The 18,616-nt window shown below is 36.5% G+C and carries 17 protein-coding genes; 12 read left to right on the forward strand and 5 right to left on the reverse strand.

Going from position 1 to position 18,616, the window contains the following annotated elements:
• Positions 1 to 51: 51 nt before the first annotated feature.
• From ND2E_RS19410 to ND2E_RS19395, 4 genes are read left to right on the forward strand one after another with little or no spacing between them, the layout of a single operon-like run.
• A complete protein-coding gene (locus ND2E_RS19410) occupies positions 52 to 354 on the forward strand; it encodes a hypothetical protein (RefSeq protein ID WP_033092114.1) in 303 nt (100 codons plus the stop codon).
• Positions 341 to 2,065, forward strand: a complete 1,725-nt coding sequence (locus tag ND2E_RS19405) for a type IV secretion system DNA-binding domain-containing protein (protein WP_033092115.1) — start codon at positions 341 to 343, stop codon at positions 2,063 to 2,065. The genes ND2E_RS19410 and ND2E_RS19405 overlap by 14 nt, the downstream gene beginning before the upstream one ends.
• Positions 2,059 to 4,575, forward strand: a complete 2,517-nt coding sequence (gene mobF / locus ND2E_RS19400) for a MobF family relaxase (protein ID WP_033092116.1) — start codon at positions 2,059 to 2,061, stop codon at positions 4,573 to 4,575. The genes ND2E_RS19405 and mobF overlap by 7 nt, the downstream gene beginning before the upstream one ends.
• A 55-nt stretch (positions 4,576 to 4,630) precedes the next feature.
• Positions 4,631 to 4,864 carry a hypothetical protein gene (locus ND2E_RS19395; protein ID WP_033092117.1) on the forward strand — a complete coding sequence of 78 codons (234 nt, stop codon included), beginning with the start codon at positions 4,631 to 4,633 and terminating at the stop codon, positions 4,862 to 4,864.
• Positions 4,865 to 5,257: 393 nt separating this feature from the next.
• Here ND2E_RS19395 and ND2E_RS19390 read toward each other — a convergent pair whose 3' ends face one another.
• The gene (locus ND2E_RS19390) at positions 5,258 to 7,318 is read right to left on the reverse strand and encodes a hypothetical protein (RefSeq protein ID WP_033092118.1); all 2,061 of its coding nucleotides are present in this window, start codon (positions 7,316 to 7,318) and stop codon (positions 5,258 to 5,260) included.
• 835 nt (positions 7,319 to 8,153) lie between these two features.
• Positions 8,154 to 8,774, reverse strand: a complete 621-nt coding sequence (locus ND2E_RS19385; protein WP_033092119.1) for a LysE/ArgO family amino acid transporter — start codon at positions 8,772 to 8,774, stop codon at positions 8,154 to 8,156.
• Positions 8,775 to 8,895: 121 nt separating this feature from the next.
• Here ND2E_RS19385 and ND2E_RS19380 point away from each other — a divergent pair, with 121 nt between their 5' ends.
• On the forward strand, positions 8,896 to 9,792 hold the full coding sequence (locus ND2E_RS19380) for an ArgP/LysG family DNA-binding transcriptional regulator (protein ID WP_033092120.1): 897 nt from the start codon (positions 8,896 to 8,898) through the stop codon (positions 9,790 to 9,792).
• 270 nt (positions 9,793 to 10,062) lie between these two features.
• On the forward strand, positions 10,063 to 11,094 hold the full coding sequence (gene recA / locus ND2E_RS19375; RefSeq protein ID WP_033092121.1) for a recombinase RecA: 1,032 nt from the start codon (positions 10,063 to 10,065) through the stop codon (positions 11,092 to 11,094).
• 127 nt (positions 11,095 to 11,221) lie between these two features.
• Here recA and ND2E_RS19370 read toward each other — a convergent pair whose 3' ends face one another.
• Together ND2E_RS19370 and ygfZ are read right to left on the reverse strand one after the other, a co-directional pair.
• A complete protein-coding gene (locus tag ND2E_RS19370) occupies positions 11,222 to 11,710 on the reverse strand; it encodes an FKBP-type peptidyl-prolyl cis-trans isomerase (RefSeq protein WP_033092122.1) in 489 nt (162 codons plus the stop codon).
• A gap of 56 nt (positions 11,711 to 11,766) precedes the next feature.
• On the reverse strand, positions 11,767 to 12,741 hold the full coding sequence (gene ygfZ, locus ND2E_RS19365) for a tRNA-modifying protein YgfZ (RefSeq protein WP_033092123.1): 975 nt from the start codon (positions 12,739 to 12,741) through the stop codon (positions 11,767 to 11,769).
• 257 nt (positions 12,742 to 12,998) lie between these two features.
• Between ygfZ and ND2E_RS0121140 the strand changes: the two genes are divergently transcribed.
• Positions 12,999 to 13,304 (forward strand): FAD assembly factor SdhE, encoded by a 306-nt coding sequence (locus ND2E_RS0121140; RefSeq protein WP_052056186.1) that lies wholly within the window; start codon positions 12,999 to 13,001, stop codon positions 13,302 to 13,304.
• Positions 13,237 to 13,731 carry a protein YgfX gene (locus tag ND2E_RS0121145; protein WP_317628118.1) on the forward strand — a complete coding sequence of 165 codons (495 nt, stop codon included), beginning with the start codon at positions 13,237 to 13,239 and terminating at the stop codon, positions 13,729 to 13,731. The genes ND2E_RS0121140 and ND2E_RS0121145 overlap by 68 nt, the downstream gene beginning before the upstream one ends.
• 25 nt (positions 13,732 to 13,756) lie before the next feature.
• Here ND2E_RS0121145 and nadB read toward each other — a convergent pair whose 3' ends face one another.
• Positions 13,757 to 15,358 carry an L-aspartate oxidase gene (nadB, locus tag ND2E_RS19360; protein ID WP_033092125.1) on the reverse strand — a complete coding sequence of 534 codons (1,602 nt, stop codon included), beginning with the start codon at positions 15,356 to 15,358 and terminating at the stop codon, positions 13,757 to 13,759.
• Positions 15,359 to 15,603: 245 nt separating this feature from the next.
• On the opposite strand from nadB, the gene rpoE reads away from it, so the two are divergent.
• From rpoE to ND2E_RS19340, 4 genes are all read left to right on the forward strand, one after another.
• The gene (rpoE, locus tag ND2E_RS19355) at positions 15,604 to 16,230 is read left to right on the forward strand and encodes an RNA polymerase sigma factor RpoE (RefSeq protein ID WP_052056187.1); all 627 of its coding nucleotides are present in this window, start codon (positions 15,604 to 15,606) and stop codon (positions 16,228 to 16,230) included.
• A gap of 46 nt (positions 16,231 to 16,276) precedes the next feature.
• Complete coding sequence (locus ND2E_RS19350; RefSeq protein ID WP_033092126.1) at positions 16,277 to 16,969, forward strand: sigma-E factor negative regulatory protein; 693 nt, start codon at positions 16,277 to 16,279, stop codon at positions 16,967 to 16,969.
• Positions 16,970 to 17,039: 70 nt separating this feature from the next.
• A complete protein-coding gene (locus ND2E_RS19345; protein WP_033092127.1) occupies positions 17,040 to 18,047 on the forward strand; it encodes a MucB/RseB C-terminal domain-containing protein in 1,008 nt (335 codons plus the stop codon).
• 1 nt (position 18,048) lies between these two features.
• On the forward strand, positions 18,049 to 18,528 hold the full coding sequence (locus tag ND2E_RS19340) for a SoxR reducing system RseC family protein (protein WP_033092128.1): 480 nt from the start codon (positions 18,049 to 18,051) through the stop codon (positions 18,526 to 18,528).
• Positions 18,529 to 18,616 lie beyond the last annotated feature (88 nt).

Genomic DNA, 18,616 nt, shown 5'->3' on the forward strand with positions numbered 1-18,616 from the left:
TGAAGACCTACAACTCAAGGGTTTCAATGGTTCCTATATGGATAAATATATATGAAATATAAAAGCTTAACCCAAAAAGCTATTACTGCTCGATTCTCTATGACTGAATACCAAAAGATTGAAGAGCTTGCAGAGCAAAGCGGGAGTAACCTTGCTGAAGTTTTACGTGAAGCATGGCGAAGTTACAAAAAGAAAAACGACACTTCAAAAGAGTTAGAAAAGTTAAAAACTAGCTTGTTGAAGCAAACATTTGAAGTTTGTTCTGCTGTCGCTGGTTTAACTGAAAATGAAAGAGTAGAAGCTATTACAGAACTTAAAGAGCGACTAGGAGTTTTAAATAATGAAAGAGCTTAGAAATACATATCAGCTGTGGCAAGTCATGATTGTTCTTACAGTAATATTAACAATCATTAGTAGCCACCTAATGATTAAATATACATGGCATATTGAAACTGGTTGGAGTTATGAAGAACATTCTAAAGTATGGGTTTTGATCATACGTGAAGCACTGGCGTTTAGAAATGAAACATACTTCTGGTATAGGAACTATCTAATAGAAAACAATGATTTGATTAACTATTGCTTTCATATTGGCATATCAGTAATTCTAAGTATTGTTGGCTCTATATTTTTAATATTTAAACTACTATGGGTAAAAGGTGGCAGAGATAAAGCTATTCATATTAGTGGAGCAAAACTATATAAAAATAGTTATGCGACCAAGCATGCTCATAAAGCTTTAAAAAAAGACCTGAAAAATAGTAAAAATCTTGGCGTTAATTTACATCCTTGTATTCAAATAACTAAAGAGCAGGAAGTTGGAAATGTTTTAGTCGAAGGAGCGCAAGGCTCGGGTAAAAGTACAGTCATAAAACCATTAGTCAATTGCATAGTTAATAGTGGTGATCGAATGCTGATTTATGATGCAAAAAGGGAATATACCGAACTGTTTCATAAAAGAAGCCATCTGCTGCTTAGTCCATCGGATAGCCGTTCACTTTGCTGGGATATAGCCGCTGATGTGACTTCCCCAGAAATTGCGTTAGAAATAGCATCTTGTTTTATAAACCAAACAGGTAAAGATCCTATTTGGTCAAATGGCGCACGTTTAATTTTGGCTGGTTGCATGGTTACTTTGATGAATACCCAGCCAGATTGGTCATGGACTGAGTTGAAAGAGTTTCTCGATAAACCAGTAAAAGAATTAAAAGTATATTTTGAAAAACACTATCCTGATGCTGCAAAATTAATCTCCGAGGATTCTAAAACAACAGATAGTTTCATCATGGAAATGGTAACTAAACTAAACTGGTTAGGATATTTAGCTAAAGTTTGGACTAAAGAAACTAAGTATAAGTTTAGTGTCACTAAATGGTTTGCAGGTAAATACAATTTACAGTCTTTAATTGTCCCCAACAATCCAAAACACTCATCTATGTCTTCTCCATTATGCTCTGCAGTACTGTCTATCATTGTTAGGGAATTACTAGCCTTACCTGATAACGAAGAGCGAAAATTTTGGTTTGTTCTTGATGAATTAGCCGATTTACCTAAAACCGATGCATTAGAAAAGTGGCTAGCTTTAGGAAGATCGAAAGGTGCAAGAACAATTGCAGGAACACAAAATATTAGTCAACTTCAGTCAATTTATGGTGATAAAAATACAGAAACCCTAACTAGTTTATTTTCAAACGTTATTGCTTTGAAAATAGGGAATTCATTTGATACCGCTAAAAAAGTTGCAGATAACTTAGGGAAGCGAATAGTTAAGAGAGGAGTTGTTAGTTTTGATAAGGAAGATAATAAGTCGACTAGTTACCAACAGCTTGAAGAGCATATTGTTCGCCCTGAACAGCTAATACAGCTACCTTTGCCTAGCAACAAGGGGATTATGGGGTTTCTATCGATTACTGGCAGGAATGCCGTCTATGAGTTGATTTGGCCTTATCCAAAACTTGAAAAAATAGCTGAAGCATATGTTCCTGTAGATTTTAGTGAGAAGAGCTCTGAAACTATGCCTAATAAGTTGAAACGTGGTAGTAGAGGAAGGAACAGGGCATGTTAACAATATCACCAATACGCAGTATTAAATATTACTCAGATCTGGCTAAAGAAGACTATTACCTTGATGGCGGTGAACCGAATGGAGTCTGGGCTGGTAAAGCTAGTAAATTACTCGACCTTACAGGTGATGTTGAAACAGAATATTATATCAACGTCATGCATGGTTTCACCCCAAATAAACAATACCAGCTTTGCCAAAATGCAGGAACAAATAAGCGTTATGGTTGGGATTTGACCTTTAGTGCGCCAAAGTCAGTTTCGGCTGTTTGGGCTAGAGCTAATAATGAATTAAAATTAAAAATACAACAAGCTCACTTTCAAGGAGCTAAAGCAGCAATATCGTTTATTGAAGATAATGCAGCAGTATCTAGACGGAATAAACAAGGGCTGATACGTGAAAAAGTGACAGGGTTAGTTTCTGCAACGTTTGAACATGCAACCAGTAGAGCTCAAGACCCTCAACTTCATACTCATTGCCTTGTCGCTAATGTGGCACCGCGTGAAGATGGTAGTTGGGGCACTCTAGAAAGTCGAGATTTGTACCTGTGGCATAAAGCCGCAGGTACACTTTATCGAGCTGAGTTGTCCTCACAACTTCTAAGTTTAGGTTTTGAAATAGAAAAAGATGGTGATGCTTTTAAACTACCCGTAGTCCCGGATGAAATTTCTACTCATTACTCAAAACGTGGAGAAATGATCAAGGCAGAACTAGCTAAACGAGGTAATGCCAAAAGCTGTAGTAAAAGTGGTGATGTGGCCGCTTTAGCTACTAGAGTTAGAAAGGAAAATGTTAACCGTTCAGTTTTGTATCAGGAATGGCATGAAGAGCTTGATGAACTTGGTTTTACTGAAAACGTCATATTAAAAAAATTATCGCAAAGCAAACAAGAAACGTTGAGTTGGTTAAATGAAATTGAAAAACCAAAGATTGAACTAACATTAGATACTTTAGAAGAGCATGTTTCTAAACAAAAGTCAGTCTTTCGTATGCAAGATATTTACAAGTCTGCAGCTGAAATTGCTCAAGTATCAGGTGGAGGTGCTGAAAAATCACAAGAAGTTGCCAAAGAGTTCATTGAGCAGAAGTTTTCTATCTCGTTAGGTTTAGATGAAAAGCATAACGCTTTATTTACTACTCAGGCAGTTATAGATAACGAAAAAGCAATGATTAATGGCGCTAAAGAACTGCGAAAGCAAAATAAATTTATGCTTGACCATCATGTAATTAATGCCTCTATTGCAATTAAATCATTTCCTTTATCTGAAGAGCAGAAAGAAGCCGTTTTTTCTGCATGTCAAAATAATGCATTTGATATTATTCAAGGCAGCGCAGGGGCAGGAAAATCTGCTTTAATGGACTGTGTCAGTAATGCATATAAAGAGTCAGGATTCAAAGTTATAGGTTGTTCTATCGCTAAATCAGCAGCAAACAACTTAGCAGAAGAAGCAAATATAGATACGTTTACTATCGCTAAATTATTAAAAGATAAGTCTCTCACTGAAAACTCAATACTTATTATTGATGAGGCTGGGCAAATGGGTACTAAAGATTTACGAAAAATTATTGATTTAGTAAATAGTAAGAAGAGTAAATTGATTTTAATCGGTGAAGATAAACAACTAGATGCAATTGAACATGGAGGTGCATTAAAGTATTTATCACAACCAGAAATACTTGGTACTACTAGAGTAGAAACGATTAAACGACAACGTGAGCCATGGGCTAGAGAAATTGTAGCTAATTTTAGAGATGGTAAAGCGGATAAAGCATTGCAAGTACTAGATGAAAAAGGGTTATTGAATTTTTCAGATAACGCTGAAGAAACTAAAGATTTGTTAATTGAAAAGTGGAACGACTTTAGAATTAATAATCCTAATAAAAAGTCATTGTTATTAGCGCAGCGTTGGCAAGATGTTACTCAACTAAATGAGCGGGTACGTAATATTTTGAAAGACGAAGGGAAAGTCGATAGTAAGGAGGTTTCACTTAAATGCTCTGTTAGTGGTAAAACTTTTATTAATAAATTTGCCATTGGTGAACGTATACGCCTGACCAAGAATGATTACTCTAAGAGTCTATCAAATGGCGATTTGGGAAATATAGTCAATATTCAAGCTAAGGTTGATGGTAGTTATGATTTTAAAGTTAAGCTAGATAATGGCAATAAAGTTGCAGTTAATACCGATGAATACTGTAATGAAGATGGTCATTTATATATGACACAAGCATATGCTATGACAGTTTACGCTAGTCAAGGTTTGACGATTGATGGAGATGTGTTTGTTTACTATACATCAGGCATGGATCGAGCTAATACCTATGTCGCTTGCTCTAGGCAAAAAGATAATTGTCATTTGTTTGTGAATAAAAAAGAAATAGATGCAGTGGATCAAAGTGAAATTATTAAGCAATTAGTAAGTTTTATGTCTAATGATAAGAAAAATAATTTGGCGATAGAGCACGTAAAACGAAGATCTGAAAAAATCGAAGAATACAGCATGACTTTATAATTGTGTTTAATGATCATTTTTTAACTATGCTAATTTACCTATAGAAGGGGCTTATATGCAACTTAATCGTATCGCTACATTTATAATCAATACTTTCGAAGAAGAAGGTTTAGATAAATATTATATTTTTGATAAGAAAAATCTTTTTTTAACACATGACTCTGTCTATGAAACACTATTGTGGGCTAATAATTTAGATCCTGAAAATACAGAGGTGTTAGCCCAGAAGATGGGCTGCTGTAATAATGATTTGGCTAATACTATTAATTTTTTACGTAAGTATTGCTAATTTTATTAATAGTTATATTTTACAAGAAAAGATATAAAAAGTGGCTTTGCTGAACTTTACTAAATATGTAGAACAATCTAAAGAGTTATTCATTTAAAAATGGGATCGATATAGTATTCAAAACCAGAGAAAATTATGCCTTCTTATGGTAGCTGCACCTTATTGTGCTAATGTATCATCAACGAGGCTAGGCTCTAATAGTTCATTTAGCGTAGTAAACTAGGTGAAATTTTTTGGGAAACTTGTGACAAGGCGGTAGATAACTCCAAAAGAAAAGGCTCCTGAATAAATTCAGAAGCCTTTATATACTAAGCAAAAGATCGGTCAATGGATCTTGAAAATTTCTTAACTGATCGGCTAAGCAGTTGTCGGTGTTATTAAATAACCTAGTGGTTATTCCATGTTATCAATTATTTCATCAGTAGGTTTTTTTACGCTAACCGATGTTACTGTAGTAAGCTCACCGATAGATGTTAAGTCAAGTTTGAATTCAAAGTTAATGCCTTGGGCATAGCTTGCGTTGCTCGTTGTAACTACGTTAGATGATTCATCTAAGTGGGTGAACGTATCATTTACGCTAATAATCTTATCACCGTTAGATAATGCCAACTCAATTTTCATGTCCTTGGTTAATTCGCCAGTATGTTCGATTAAACCGTAGTAATAACCATTGCCTGTGTCTTCACTGTAGAACGTTAAATCCATATTGCCACTTGTTTGATCATTGACTGCGTCTGATAAAGTGCGAAAATCTATATTCCAATCATTAGGGCTACCATCAACTGCTAATAAGTCGGTTGTATTAATCATCATCAAACTCACGATTTTAGGCATATCGTAAGAGCCTGATGATGATGTGACTGAAATATCACCGCTTTCGTTCATTGTTCCAAAAAATGCTTCACCAGTAGTTAACATATTGCCAGTTACATACATTGTGCCATCAGCCACAGGGTTAATCGTTGTTAGAACATAATCACTGTCTTTACTAAAGAAAACCTTTGTCTCACCTGTTTTGGCATTGATACGTTCAAGGGCTACTTCATCAGATACTAAATAGTCCATACTGGCAGTACCATCTTCAACAATCTCATAAGAGTTAGTGCTTTGTGAAAAAACACCTGTACGATAAATATAGTCTCCACTGCTCTCTATAGAATCTGGTAATGACATTCTTAAATTTTTCTGGTTCGCAAGTTCAGCAGCAATATTATAATTCCCGCCTAGAGGGGTGGAGTAAATGTCGTAATAATGAGTGATATTGGTAAATTCTCTTTTGTTCCAATCAATAGTTAATACGTTATTGTTGCTGTCCTTGTAATACACATCACCACCGACAACTATCTGCTCCAACGATAAGCTGTTAATGCAGTCAGCACCACCATGATCTCGTTCACTTACAATGTTATCTTCTGGCTTGTTGGAGTAACCATCAACAGTGTTAAAAAATTGAACCTTGGCTTGTACGCTTGGTAAACCGTCATTACCTGTGGTTATTTGATAAGCTAAACATTCTCCACCACTATTAAAATCATAAAGGTAAGTGTTTCCATCAAAGCTATGAATGATGTTTTTATCTAACATTACACGACCAGTGTTCAATTGGTCACCTAATAAAGAATTCATATCATAACGAGCTTGGGTTTTAGTGTTTACAGCAAAAACATCATCATTGTTTGTACCATCATCATTATTTTCACTGTAAAGAATGAATTGACTATCTTGCGTGATTGTCCAACTTCCAACAATGTCGGTAATTTCGGTTGCAACAATAGATTCATCTTCAACAGAGGGTTTAGAGATTATTTGGACGCTATCGTCATCATCTAAAAACAATTCACCCTCTGCCCCCTCAACAGCACTTAAATTATTGTATTGCCATTTTGAAGTACCTACCCCTAATATATCGTCAACACCTTTTCCACCTAAAACTGATTCCAGGGAGAATAGTCGCTCAGAGCCATTATGAATCAAATAAGGAATAGCACTGTGAAAGCCTTGCTCTAAAATGTATATGATTTTGTAGTTTGCAGTGATTTGATCAATGTGAATGATTTTGATAGCGCCACGTTCAGCATCTACCCCTTTGTTATTTTGAACTGTCAACTCAACAATAGAGCCATCTTTCATAATTTTGTACGCTGTGTTCAGTTCATACACATCTAAAGACTTATTTGCTACTGCCTTTGAACTAAGGGCTCTTGAAGTTGAAATTATTGAGCGAGTAGTAACTTTAGCTGTGCGCGCTTGAGTCTGAACGTCACCTGTTAGAAAAACACCTTGTGTGTTTGCTAAGTCGAGTGCGTGAATGGCAATTGTATCGTCAACTGGTGGTGTGGGTGTTGGAATTGGCGTAGGAGTCACAGTGTCATCCGAAGAGCTACCACCACATGCTGATAATGAACTGATAATAGCAACGCTAATAAGTGTTTTACATAATGTAGTTGTTTTCATAAATATTCCTTTATTTTTTTAAATGACTTTTAAATTAAATAGTTAACTTAGTTGTTGAGTGAATTTCCCGATGAATATAATTGCTGCAGAAGTTTTTTTGGGATGATATATGACTGTGTTATTAATGTATACTTTCTGCTGCTGTTTATCTGATTTTAGGCACAATTTTATATATCGATTGCCAGACCTTCACATCTCTCTTATAAATAAACCTTAGTTGTCTAATTCCTATATGGAGACAAAAGTCAGTCATAAAGTATGTGATTATTACAAAATATTAAAACATTTAATCAGTAAACTCATTTCTATAGGTGTAAGTATGGTTTTTGAAGTTAATTATTTTAACTTGTTGTTTTTATGTGCTTCTGTACTGTCGCATCATAGGGGTGTGCGATGAAAGATCTTTCGTGGCTGTGGTCATGAAATGCTAAAACTCTTATGTTATTACTAGCTTACTAGTAGCTTAATTCTAGGGATATTTATACCCGTTATCAATCAAGATGCATGTTTCAGAGCGCTTGAGCGATTTTAATTCAAGGCGCTGTGAAGAAATAATGGTTATTCCATTATAAATCACAGCAACGATGAAGTGATGTTGCTCATGCGCTTCTTCGATGGGTTTAAAATGACTTTATTCGGCGTTAACTAATCAAAGCATAGAGTGACTATGCTTAAATTATTTTTCTTGCCTAAAGTTATGTTAATTCCAACTGAAATCCTGCACCTTGAATGGTGACGGGTATATACCTATTGGTATTTTCCTAGATTATGCCATAAGCGCCATTAGCATTTCTCGATTTTTTAACAATTATTATAACTACCACAAGCAATAATTCTAACGAGCCATCCATGTGTTAAATAGTGACCAAGCAACTAACCACATCACTAGGGCAATAATGATATCAATGGTCATTTTTACTTTTGGCCGGCTTAATTGCTTTGAGAGTTTAGCTGCGCCAAATGCTAAACAGCTAAACCAAGTCAATGAACCAATAATGCAGCCAATAAGGAAATAGACTTTTATTTCATCTGAGTATTGTCCACCAACACTGCCAATAACCATCACGGTATCAATGTAGGCATGTGGGTTTAAAAAAGTAACGGCCAAGGTAGTCAAAAAAATAATTTTAGCTGATTTCTTTTTCAAAATAGTATCAGCAGTATTCTTACTTCGCACAAAGGCAGATTTCATCGACAATAAGCCATACACACTTAAAAACAAGATGCCACCCCAAGTGAGGATATTGAATAAAGTGGCATTATGTGACAGTAAAATGCTGCCGCCAAGTACACCCATACTTATCAATAGAGCATCATACAGAACAAAAAGAGCCGCTGTCATTTTATGGTGGTTTTGATGAATACCTTGATTGATTAACATAGAATTTTGCGTGCCTATAGGCATGATCATGCTTAATGTGAGGGTAAAACCTTTTGCTAAAACTAATAAGCTCATAATGGTACTCGATAAATAGTTTGAGAATTTGATAAGCGCTAGTTTGCATTAATTACTCATTTAAATATAATTAATAATATTGAACTATCATTAGTAAAACTTATGTGAGGTGTCTGAGTTTATGGCAAATTTTGATTATAAACTTCTTACTGCACTGGCTGAAGTGATTGAGTTGCAAAGTTTTGAACTAGCTGCACAAAAACTATTTATTTCACAATCAGCTATTTCACAACGAATTAAAGCGTTAGAAGAACATGTTGGGCAACCTGTTCTTATTCGTAATCAACCTATCGTAGCGACACATGCAGGTGAACAATTATTGAGCCATTTTAAAAAAGTGAAACAATTGGAACATGAATTAGTACCACTTTTATCACCCGATAAGCCAGTTAAGCCGATGAAAGTATCCTTAGCGGTTAACGCTGACAGCATCGCTACTTGGTTTATTGATGCAATTACACCTGTACTTAAAAATCACTTAGTTGAATTGAATTTAATTATTGAACACGAGGAAAGAACTATTGATAAGTTGCGCAGTGGCCAAGCCATTGGCGCGGTGAGTGTTATTGAAAAGCCGTTGAAAGGGTATCGTTCTTTTAGGCTTGGAGAAATGGAGTATTGTTTGGTGGCCAACAAAAGCTTTGCTCGAAAATACTTTCCAAAAGGCGTTAACCAAAGTTCATTAAAAATGGCACCAGCGATAAGCTATGATCATAAAGATGATATGCACGTACGTTATATTGCCAAACACTTTAGCCTAGCAGCCAGCGAATATTACTGTCACAGCGTCCGTTCCTCTGAAGCATTTGTCGCGTTAGTCAAGCAAGGGGTGGCTTATTGTTTGTTGCCCAAATTGCAAATAGAACAAGAGCTAAAAACGGGCCAATTAATAAGTTTATGTCCAAATAAGGAATTAGTTGAGACGCTTTATTGGCATAGTTGGGTATTGGTTCGAGGTGTTAATAAAAAAATATCAGAACAGATTGTTAGTATTGGTCAGGAAAAACTAGCAAATTAATTGTTGGCTATTTAACCATGTTTGTCGTTTTGTAAAGTACTGTGCAAGTGAAGCTCAATCGCGGTATAAAATGGAAAAGTAACTTTTTTAATTTAAAAGGCAAAAAGTTATATGTTGCTGTTTATTTGTTATTTTTCATTGATTTAAAAGTGTGGTCGGTTTGATTATTTATAATAAAATAAAAAAGTTGTAATAAAACTTGATACTGTACGAACTTACAGTATACTTGTCTCATCAAAACGAAATAATACAACAGCTCGCGGAGTAATCATGAAAGACGATAAAGAAAAAGCACTATCAGCAGCCTTAGCTCAAATTGAGCGTCAATTCGGTAAAGGCTCAATAATGAAGCTTGGTGACAATAACAGCATGGATGTAGAAACTATCTCTACTGGTTCATTAGGTTTAGATATCGCACTAGGCGCTGGTGGCTTGCCAATGGGTCGTGTTGTTGAAATTTATGGTCCAGAGTCTAGTGGTAAAACAACATTAACTTTAGAGGCTATTGCCGAAGCACAGCGTAATGGTAAAGTTTGTGCTTTTATCGATGCAGAGCATGCTCTTGACCCTGTTTATGCTGAAAAATTAGGCGTGAATATTAATGATTTACTTATTTCTCAACCTGATACCGGTGAGCAAGCACTAGAAATTGTTGATATGTTAACTCGATCTGGTGCTATCGACGTTATTGTTGTTGACTCTGTAGCTGCGCTTACACCTAAAGCTGAAATTGAAGGTGATATGGGCGACTCTCATATGGGCTTGCAAGCACGTATGTTGTCACAAGCAATGCGTAAGTTGACAAGTAATCTGAAAAAATCGAATACCATGCTTATCTTTATTAACCAAATTCGCATGAAAATTGGTGTTATGTTTGGTTCTCCAGAGACGACTACAGGTGGTAATGCTTTAAAATTCTACGCTTCTGTACGTTTAGATATTCGTCGTATTGGTGCGGTTAAAAATGGTGATGAAATTGTTGGTAATGAAACGCGTGTAAAAGTTGTTAAAAACAAAATTGCACCACCATTTAAACAAGCTGAATTCCAAATTTTATATGGTGAAGGAATTAATAATTTAGGTGAGTTAATCGAATTAGGCGTTAAAAATGGTTTTGTAGAAAAGGCTGGTGCTTGGTATAGCTGTAATGGCGAAAGAATTGGTCAAGGTAAAGCTAATGCAGCGAAATATTTAGATGAACATCCTGAAATGGCTAAAGATGTTGATAGTAAATTACGCGATTTGTTTTTATCAAAAACAGTTGTAGCTGAAGATAAAAAAGAAGAAGCAGTAACTGAATAATTAATAACAGTATGTATTAAAAATGCATAGCTGAAACGCAATGAAAAAAAACGTAACCTTAGACGTAAGGTTACGTTTTTTTATGCTTGGTTATTGATAGTTTTTTGTGAACTAATCAATAAATTTACTAGTGACTGTGACCACAACCGCCTTCGCTATGAACATGGCCATGCTCAAGTTCTTCTGCGGTAGCTTCACGTACTTCAATAATTTCAACATCAAAACTTAAGTCTAAACCTGCAAGTGGGTGGTTACCGTCAACAGTTATCACATCATCTTGCACGTCAATAACGATAACTGTTTGTTCACCATCATCAGTGGTTGCTCGTAGTTGTGTACCAAGAGCAAGATCCTCAACACCAGCAAGTACTTCTCTAGGAACTGTTTGAACATAATCATCGTGACGCTCACCGTAAGCTTGATCACAAGCAACAGCTACTTCGAATTTATCACCTACTTGGTGATCAATAAGGGCATCATCTAAACCAGGAATTAAATATCCAACACCTTGGATAATAGCCATAGGTTTATCATCGTACGAGCTATCAATTAAAGTACCTTCACTATCTGATACAGCATAGTGCATAACAACGACATTATTTTTAGCAATTTTCATTTTTTATCCTAATAATTTAAGTTTTGAGCCTATTAAGCTGCATGAGTTTATAGAGCTTATTCAGCTGCAAGGGAATAAGGCAATGTTTGATTCGTTACTACGGAGTTAGCTTGTGAAGCAATACGTAATGATGGTTGTTCACCATCGTTTGCTAATATGGCTTGAATAACACAGCTTCCATCATCAGCTTGATAATGAGCAAGGGTATCGCCAGCTTTTCGCCAGTTTTCACCTAATTGCTTTTCAATGACATCATCTACTTGAAAAGGCTGGTCAAGTTGAGATTTCAAGCAAAATAAAGCACGTTTGTTTTTTCCTAAATACTGCATTCTAGCGACAGTTTCCTGCCCTAAATAGCAACCTTTAGTGAAACTGATACCGTTAATCGCTTGTAGGTTAAGCATTTGGGGTACGTAATGGCCGCTAGTACTAGCGTTTAAAATAGGAAATCCTTGAGTTATCTCTAATAAGTCCCATACCGATTGTGAGTAAGTCGGTAATGCTAACTTATCTCTAAGGGCCGTTATATTGTTGTGTTCATCAATAATAATATAACGAGGTTGATCGCCACAAAGGTATACTAAACTGGTTGAGCCAACTTGTACTACAGGGGTTAAACTATCAGGGACTTGTGAAAATTCTTGTTGTAATAACCCACTGGCTTGTTTACCAACTAAAGCAATAAAACCAAGATCTTCAGTTTTATCGATAGTAACTTTAGCGAAAACACCAAACTTTTTCAGCTCTTTAAGGGAAGCTTCAATACTTGCGGTTGGCTGTAATAATAAGTGGGTAGAAGAGCGATTGATTAATCGAAAAACAGAAAATACTTTTCCTTTTGCATCGCAGTGAGCCCCAACAAGTAAGTTAGACTCTGTGCTGCTGTTCACATCACAAGTTACTTGTCCTTGTAAATATTTACTTTGCTCTTCACCTGATAAAGTAATTGCACCAAATTCACTAAGTTCAATAAGGTAAGTCTCCGGTAGCTGAGCAAGAGAGGGTAATTGTGTACTGGTGGTATTTGTCATATTGAACTCTATGAGAAAGCTATGTTTGTATGTTGATACCAAACGAAGCGAAAATAAAGCTGTTTGGTAAAAGGTTAGTTATAGAATAGGGGCGAAAATGGTAAATACAACTAGATGGCAGTATTTTATTAGTGATAATGGGTATTTTTAATAGCTGTGTCATGTGAGTTATTGTTACAATAAGGGGACTATACCAAATGGATCTAATATTAGTTCGATTGGTATTCATCAATTGTGTCAATCAAGAAAGGGTACTTATGTCTGGTAATGAAGCTTCAAGCAATGCAGTGACAAATAATGAAAACTCGACTAATCTTTTAAAAGTCAATAAAGCTCGCTTAAAATGGGCTTGCCGTCGCGGTATGTTAGAGTTAGATGTGCTGTTTATACCTTTTGTTGATGAAGCATATGATGACTTATCGACGAAAGAGCAGTTTACCTTTGAGCGCTTACTTACCTGTCAAGATCCTGAGTTATTTGCATGGTTTATGGGGCATGAAGTTTGTGAAGATACAGAGCTCAACACAATGGTCCAACTTATACTCAATCGAGTCAAAGTATAATATTAATATAAGATATTCATACTATAAACTTGCAGCTTATAGTTTTATTGGAATAGTAACGTGTTTGATTACGCTTGTGAGTTTTACTTTTCACTACGCTGTTGCTCTATGGATAGCTATAATAACTATCCTTGCCCTTAGCCTTTTGTTATCCCTTCGGCAGGCAAAAAAAACTATCATCGGCTCTTTCATTTTAACAAAGGCAGGGGAAGTCGTACTTAATAATGAGCAAGTAAGATATCAATTGCTGCCTGACAGCAGACTCAGTTTTATTGGTTGCTGGTTAGTGCTACTACCTAATCAAGATGCCGTTACTGAGTGTCGCTACTCTGAGAAAAAATATCCTAAACAGTTTTTCATATTCAAGGATAGTTTACATGAACAGGATTTCTCCCGTTTAGCCAGAGTGATTAATCAATTAAATTAACCATACATTTCGTACCAAAGCGAATTTATAGTGTAGGTGAGAGTATGGTCGGTTTAACGGTTGATAATAAGTCAGGATAATCCAACGTGTAGTGCAACCCTCTACTTTCCTTACGTTCCATAGCACATTTTATGATAAGTTCTGCCACCTGCACTAAGTTTCTTAATTCAAGTAAATTATTACTTACTTTGAAGTTTTGATAATAGTCTTCAATTTCCTGTTGGAGTAATTCAACACGATGTAGTGCACGCTCTAAACGCTTGGTAGTGCGAACAATACCGACATAATCCCACATAAATAACCTAAGTTCGTGCCAATTATGTTGAATGACGACCTCTTCATCCGAATCTGTCACACGGCTATCATCCCAGTGTGGCAGGGTTAAATAACGATTGTTTTGTACTAAGCTTTCACTAATTTCTAGCGCAGCAGCACGAGCAAATACAAGACATTCAAGTAACGAGTTGCTGGCTAATCGGTTTGCACCGTGCAAGCCGGTGTAAGACATTTCACCTATGGCATAAAGCTGTCCAATATCTGTTTTACCATGATGATCAACCATTACACCGCCACAGGTATAATGCGCTGCGGGAACAATAGGGATAGGCTGTTTAGTGATATCTATGCCAAGAGACATCGTTTTTTCATAAATAGTTGGGAAATGTTGTTTGATAAAGTCACTGGGTTTATGACTAATGTCAAGATACATGCAATCTGCACCTAAACGTTTCATTTCAAAGTCAATTGCTCGTGCCACAATATCGCGAGGTGCTAACTCAGCGCGTTCATCAAAAGCTGGCATAAAGCGACTGCCATCAGGTCGTCGTAATTTAGCCCCTTCACCGCGAAGAGCTTCGGTTAATAAAAAAGTACCCGCTGAAGGATGAAACAAGCAGGTTGGATGAAATTGATTAAATTCCATATTGGCAACACGACAACCAGCGCGCCAGGCCATAGCAATACCATCACCACTGGCAACATCAGGGTTTGAAGTATATTGATAAACTTTACTCGCACCGCCAGTTGCTAAAATAGTTTTTTGCGCGTAAATACTTTCGACTTTCTCAGTATTTCGGTTCCATATATAAGCACCGATACATTGTTTTGGCTGATTAGCCTTAGTACTTGCTTGGCAAATCAAATCAATTGCATTAAAACGCTCAAAGATACGAATACGAGAATGTTGTTTGACTTGATCGGCTAAAGTGGTTTGTATTGCTTGACCAGTTGCATCAGCTGAATGCAGAATTCTACGATGACTATGGCCACCTTCACGAGTTAAATGATAACGTGACTCACCTTTATCACTGTGCTCTTTGTCAAATTCAACGCCTTGGTTTATCAGCCACTCTAAACAAGATTTAGCATTTTCCGTGGTAAATTGCACAGTGTCTTCATCACAAAGACCTGCACCAGCAATAATAGTGTCTTCGACGTGGGAAGCAACACTATCATTTTCATCAAAAACTGCAGCAATCCCCCCTTGAGCATAGAAGGTTGAACCTTCATTTAATGGGCCTTTACTTAAAATAACGACATCGGCATTTTGAGCTAAATGCAGTGCCAAAGTTAAGCCTGCTGCACCACTGCCAATGATTAGAACATCACAATTGTTTTGTTGAGTCATACTTTTTGATTAAGTTCAGCTATAAAAGCGAATATATAAGTAGCGAATTTTCAGGTATTCTATAATACATAGTAATAAGTCGCCAGATAATAGCGTTTAATTAACGTTTGACAGCACTCTGGTCATTAATAATGTCATTGCAGATAAACCATAAGTCCATTTTTTAAAAAAAAGCAAAAAAAAATAGAACTTTTTTAAAAAACGTTAGTCTTATTTTATGCGTTTGTTATGAGCCAATGGAAAATATGAGTACAAATCAATTGTCAGTGTTAAAGGATACGGCTCAAAAGAGCGAACCAAATATAGATCAACAACTCGTTGAACGGGTTCAGCGTGGCGATAAAAATGCGTTTAACCTTCTGGTCACTAAATATCAGCATAAAGTTGCTAATTTAGTAAGTCGTTATGTCAAAAATCATAGTGATGTGCCAGATATCGTTCAAGAAGCTTTTATTAAAGCATATCGAGCATTACCTAATTTCAGAGGTGATAGTGCTTTTTATACTTGGCTTTACCGTATTGCGGTTAACTGTGCAAAAAATCACAGTGTAGCATTGGGCCGTAAACCGCCAAGTAATGATGTCGAAGTTAATGATGCTGAGCTATATGACACTGGTGATGCACTCAGAGAAAATGCTTCACCAGAAAAAATATTACTCACAGCAGAAATTAAAAAAGTAATTTTTAGTACTATGGAATCACTCCCAGATGATTTGCGCTTAGCAATTAACTTTCGGGAAATCGAAGGGCTAAGCTACGAAGAAATTGCGACGATAATGGAGTGTCCCGTAGGCACAGTGCGCTCGCGCATATTTAGAGCACGTGATGCAATCGACAAGAAAATTAAACCCTTGTTGCAAAAAAATAATTAAGCCGTTTGTGTAAGCAGAAATTAACTAAGTGTTTTTAAGGTAAAATATGAGTGAAATTAAATCAGAGTCAATATCTTCATTAGTCGATAATTACTCTCCATCAACAGATGATAGTATAAGTGCACATTTAGTTGATAATATGCTCAAGGATGAAGGTTTATCAGGTACGTGGCAAAACTATCATTTGATCGGTGATGTATTGCGCGATGAAGTGCCCGAGTCTTTACAGTTAGATTTAAGTGAAACAATTTCAGCTGCAATTGCGCAAGAAGCAACTATTTTATCACCTAATTCCGCTATGCAAACCTCTGGAAAAAACAGTCAGACAACAACTGATGAAAATGTTTCTATTTCTAATCATTCAACAGAACAACAGCCCAGCAGCGTCGTTGATGCCAGCAGTCGTTTTAAAGCTAAAATATCTAGCTTAATTAAACCTATGGGGCAGGTTGCTATAGCCGCTTCTGCTGCTGTATTAATGATTGTCGGTGTTCAGCATAATGTTGCAGAAAGTCCTTCTGTGACACCAAGTCAAGTCGTACAAACAGTGCCTTTAACTGGTTATGCGAACCCTGTTAGCTTTAACGTCCAATCTTCTCAAAGTCAACAAAGTAAGCAACAAGCGCAGCAAGAAAAAAATAAACAATTAGCTTCTGAAAGAGTTGCCCAGCAACGCCGCTTACAAGCACTGTTGAAAGATCATAATCAACAAGTGAAGTTAGGTAGTAATATAAAATAGCTTGATTGGCTGAATTAGTTGATAATACCCCTTGGTATAATTTACTTTCAGCCATCAATTTTGAGAACCTATGAAACTATCGGCATTTTTTTTATTGCTGTTAAGCGTTAATGTATCGGCAATAACTGCTGATACAGAATCTGCGAAGCTCTCTTTAGAGCGACTTTCTGACTCACTTCGTCAACTTAATTTCTCTACTTCGTTTGTTGTGGTTAAAAATAACCAAGCAGAGCCCTACCATTGGTTACATGGTATAGGTGATAATGAGCAAGAGCTTGAAATTTTTACTCGACTTAATGGCCCTCGATTGGATGTTTTACGTCAAGGGGAGGTTGTCAGTTATATTGAGCCTGATCAAGAGCCCTACTCCATAATCTCTTCTGATGTCAGAAGCCCAATCCCAACTATTTTTCGTGGCAATATTAGTGAATTAGAGGAAAGTTATCGTTTTATTTCTGTAGGTCGGAGTCGTATTCTAGGGCGGGTTGCTCAACTCGTTCGTGTCGTATCAAAAGATAAGTATCGTTATAATTATTGGCTTTGGCTAGATCAGAAAACCGGCTTAATGCTAAAAATGGCTGTACTGACCAGACAAGGGCAATTACTCGAGCAGATTCAATTTACTCATATTGAAGTTGATGAAAAACTATCAGATAACTTAAAGCAATTTCAATTAACAGAGTTACCCGCAGTTATAGAATTAACAATGCAACGACAAAACAGAACTCATTCTTGGCAAGTTGGCTGGCTACCTCATGGTTTCTCTGTGGTAAAGTCCAATCAACATAATCTAAATAGTCATAATCGAGGAGGCGATAAAGCCGTAGAGTTTATGCTGTTCACTGACGGTCTTGTAGAAGTTTCTGTTTATGTTAATCCGAGCCATGAAAAATTTAGAGCACCTGAATATGCAAGTGATGGAGCAACATTGGTCTTTAATCATATTCTGCAAGGGATAGAAGTTGGCGTAGTAGGTGACATCCCATTAGCAACAGCCAAAAAAATAGCAGAATCCATCTCACCAGCTATCGTTGATAAGGGAAAGAATACTGCACTGAGCTCGAAAGGAGAACAGTAGCATGATTAAAGAACTAGCTAGTGTGGTTGCTATCGAAGCAGGGCAAGTAACGGTTACAAGTCAAATAAAGTCAACATGTAGTGGTTGTGCACAGGTTGATACTTGCGGCAGCGGCCAAATTGCAAAAGCATTACCACAGAAGAAACTTACCTTAACTTTGCCTTACGATATCAGTATTACTGGGGTGCAATTGAAGGAGGGAGATTGTGTTGTTTTAGCTTTACCTGAGAAGCATGTTTTATCAAGTGCTGGTCAAGTGTACTTATTACCTTTACTTGGCTTAATTTCCTTTTCAGCTATTGGACAATTGCTGTTAAAACTCCAAATACTCCCTCATGAGTTATTGGCTTTAGGGCTTGGAATTATTGGCGGGTATTTAGGTTATAGGCTTGCTAAATTTCAGCAAAAACAGAGTAAAAAAAGTGAAAGTTTGCAACCTAAAATTATCGAAGTACTCCCTTCACCGAACCTCGTAAAATAATGTCTTCGTCTGTTACGGCTTGAAACAAAAGATATCTGAACAAAAGATAGCCCCAAGGCAGTAAATTCGTTAAAATCTCGTCATTATA

It is taken from the genome of Colwellia psychrerythraea (assembly GCF_000764225.1).
GTDB lineage: Bacteria > Pseudomonadota > Gammaproteobacteria > Enterobacterales > Alteromonadaceae > Colwellia > Colwellia psychrerythraea_D.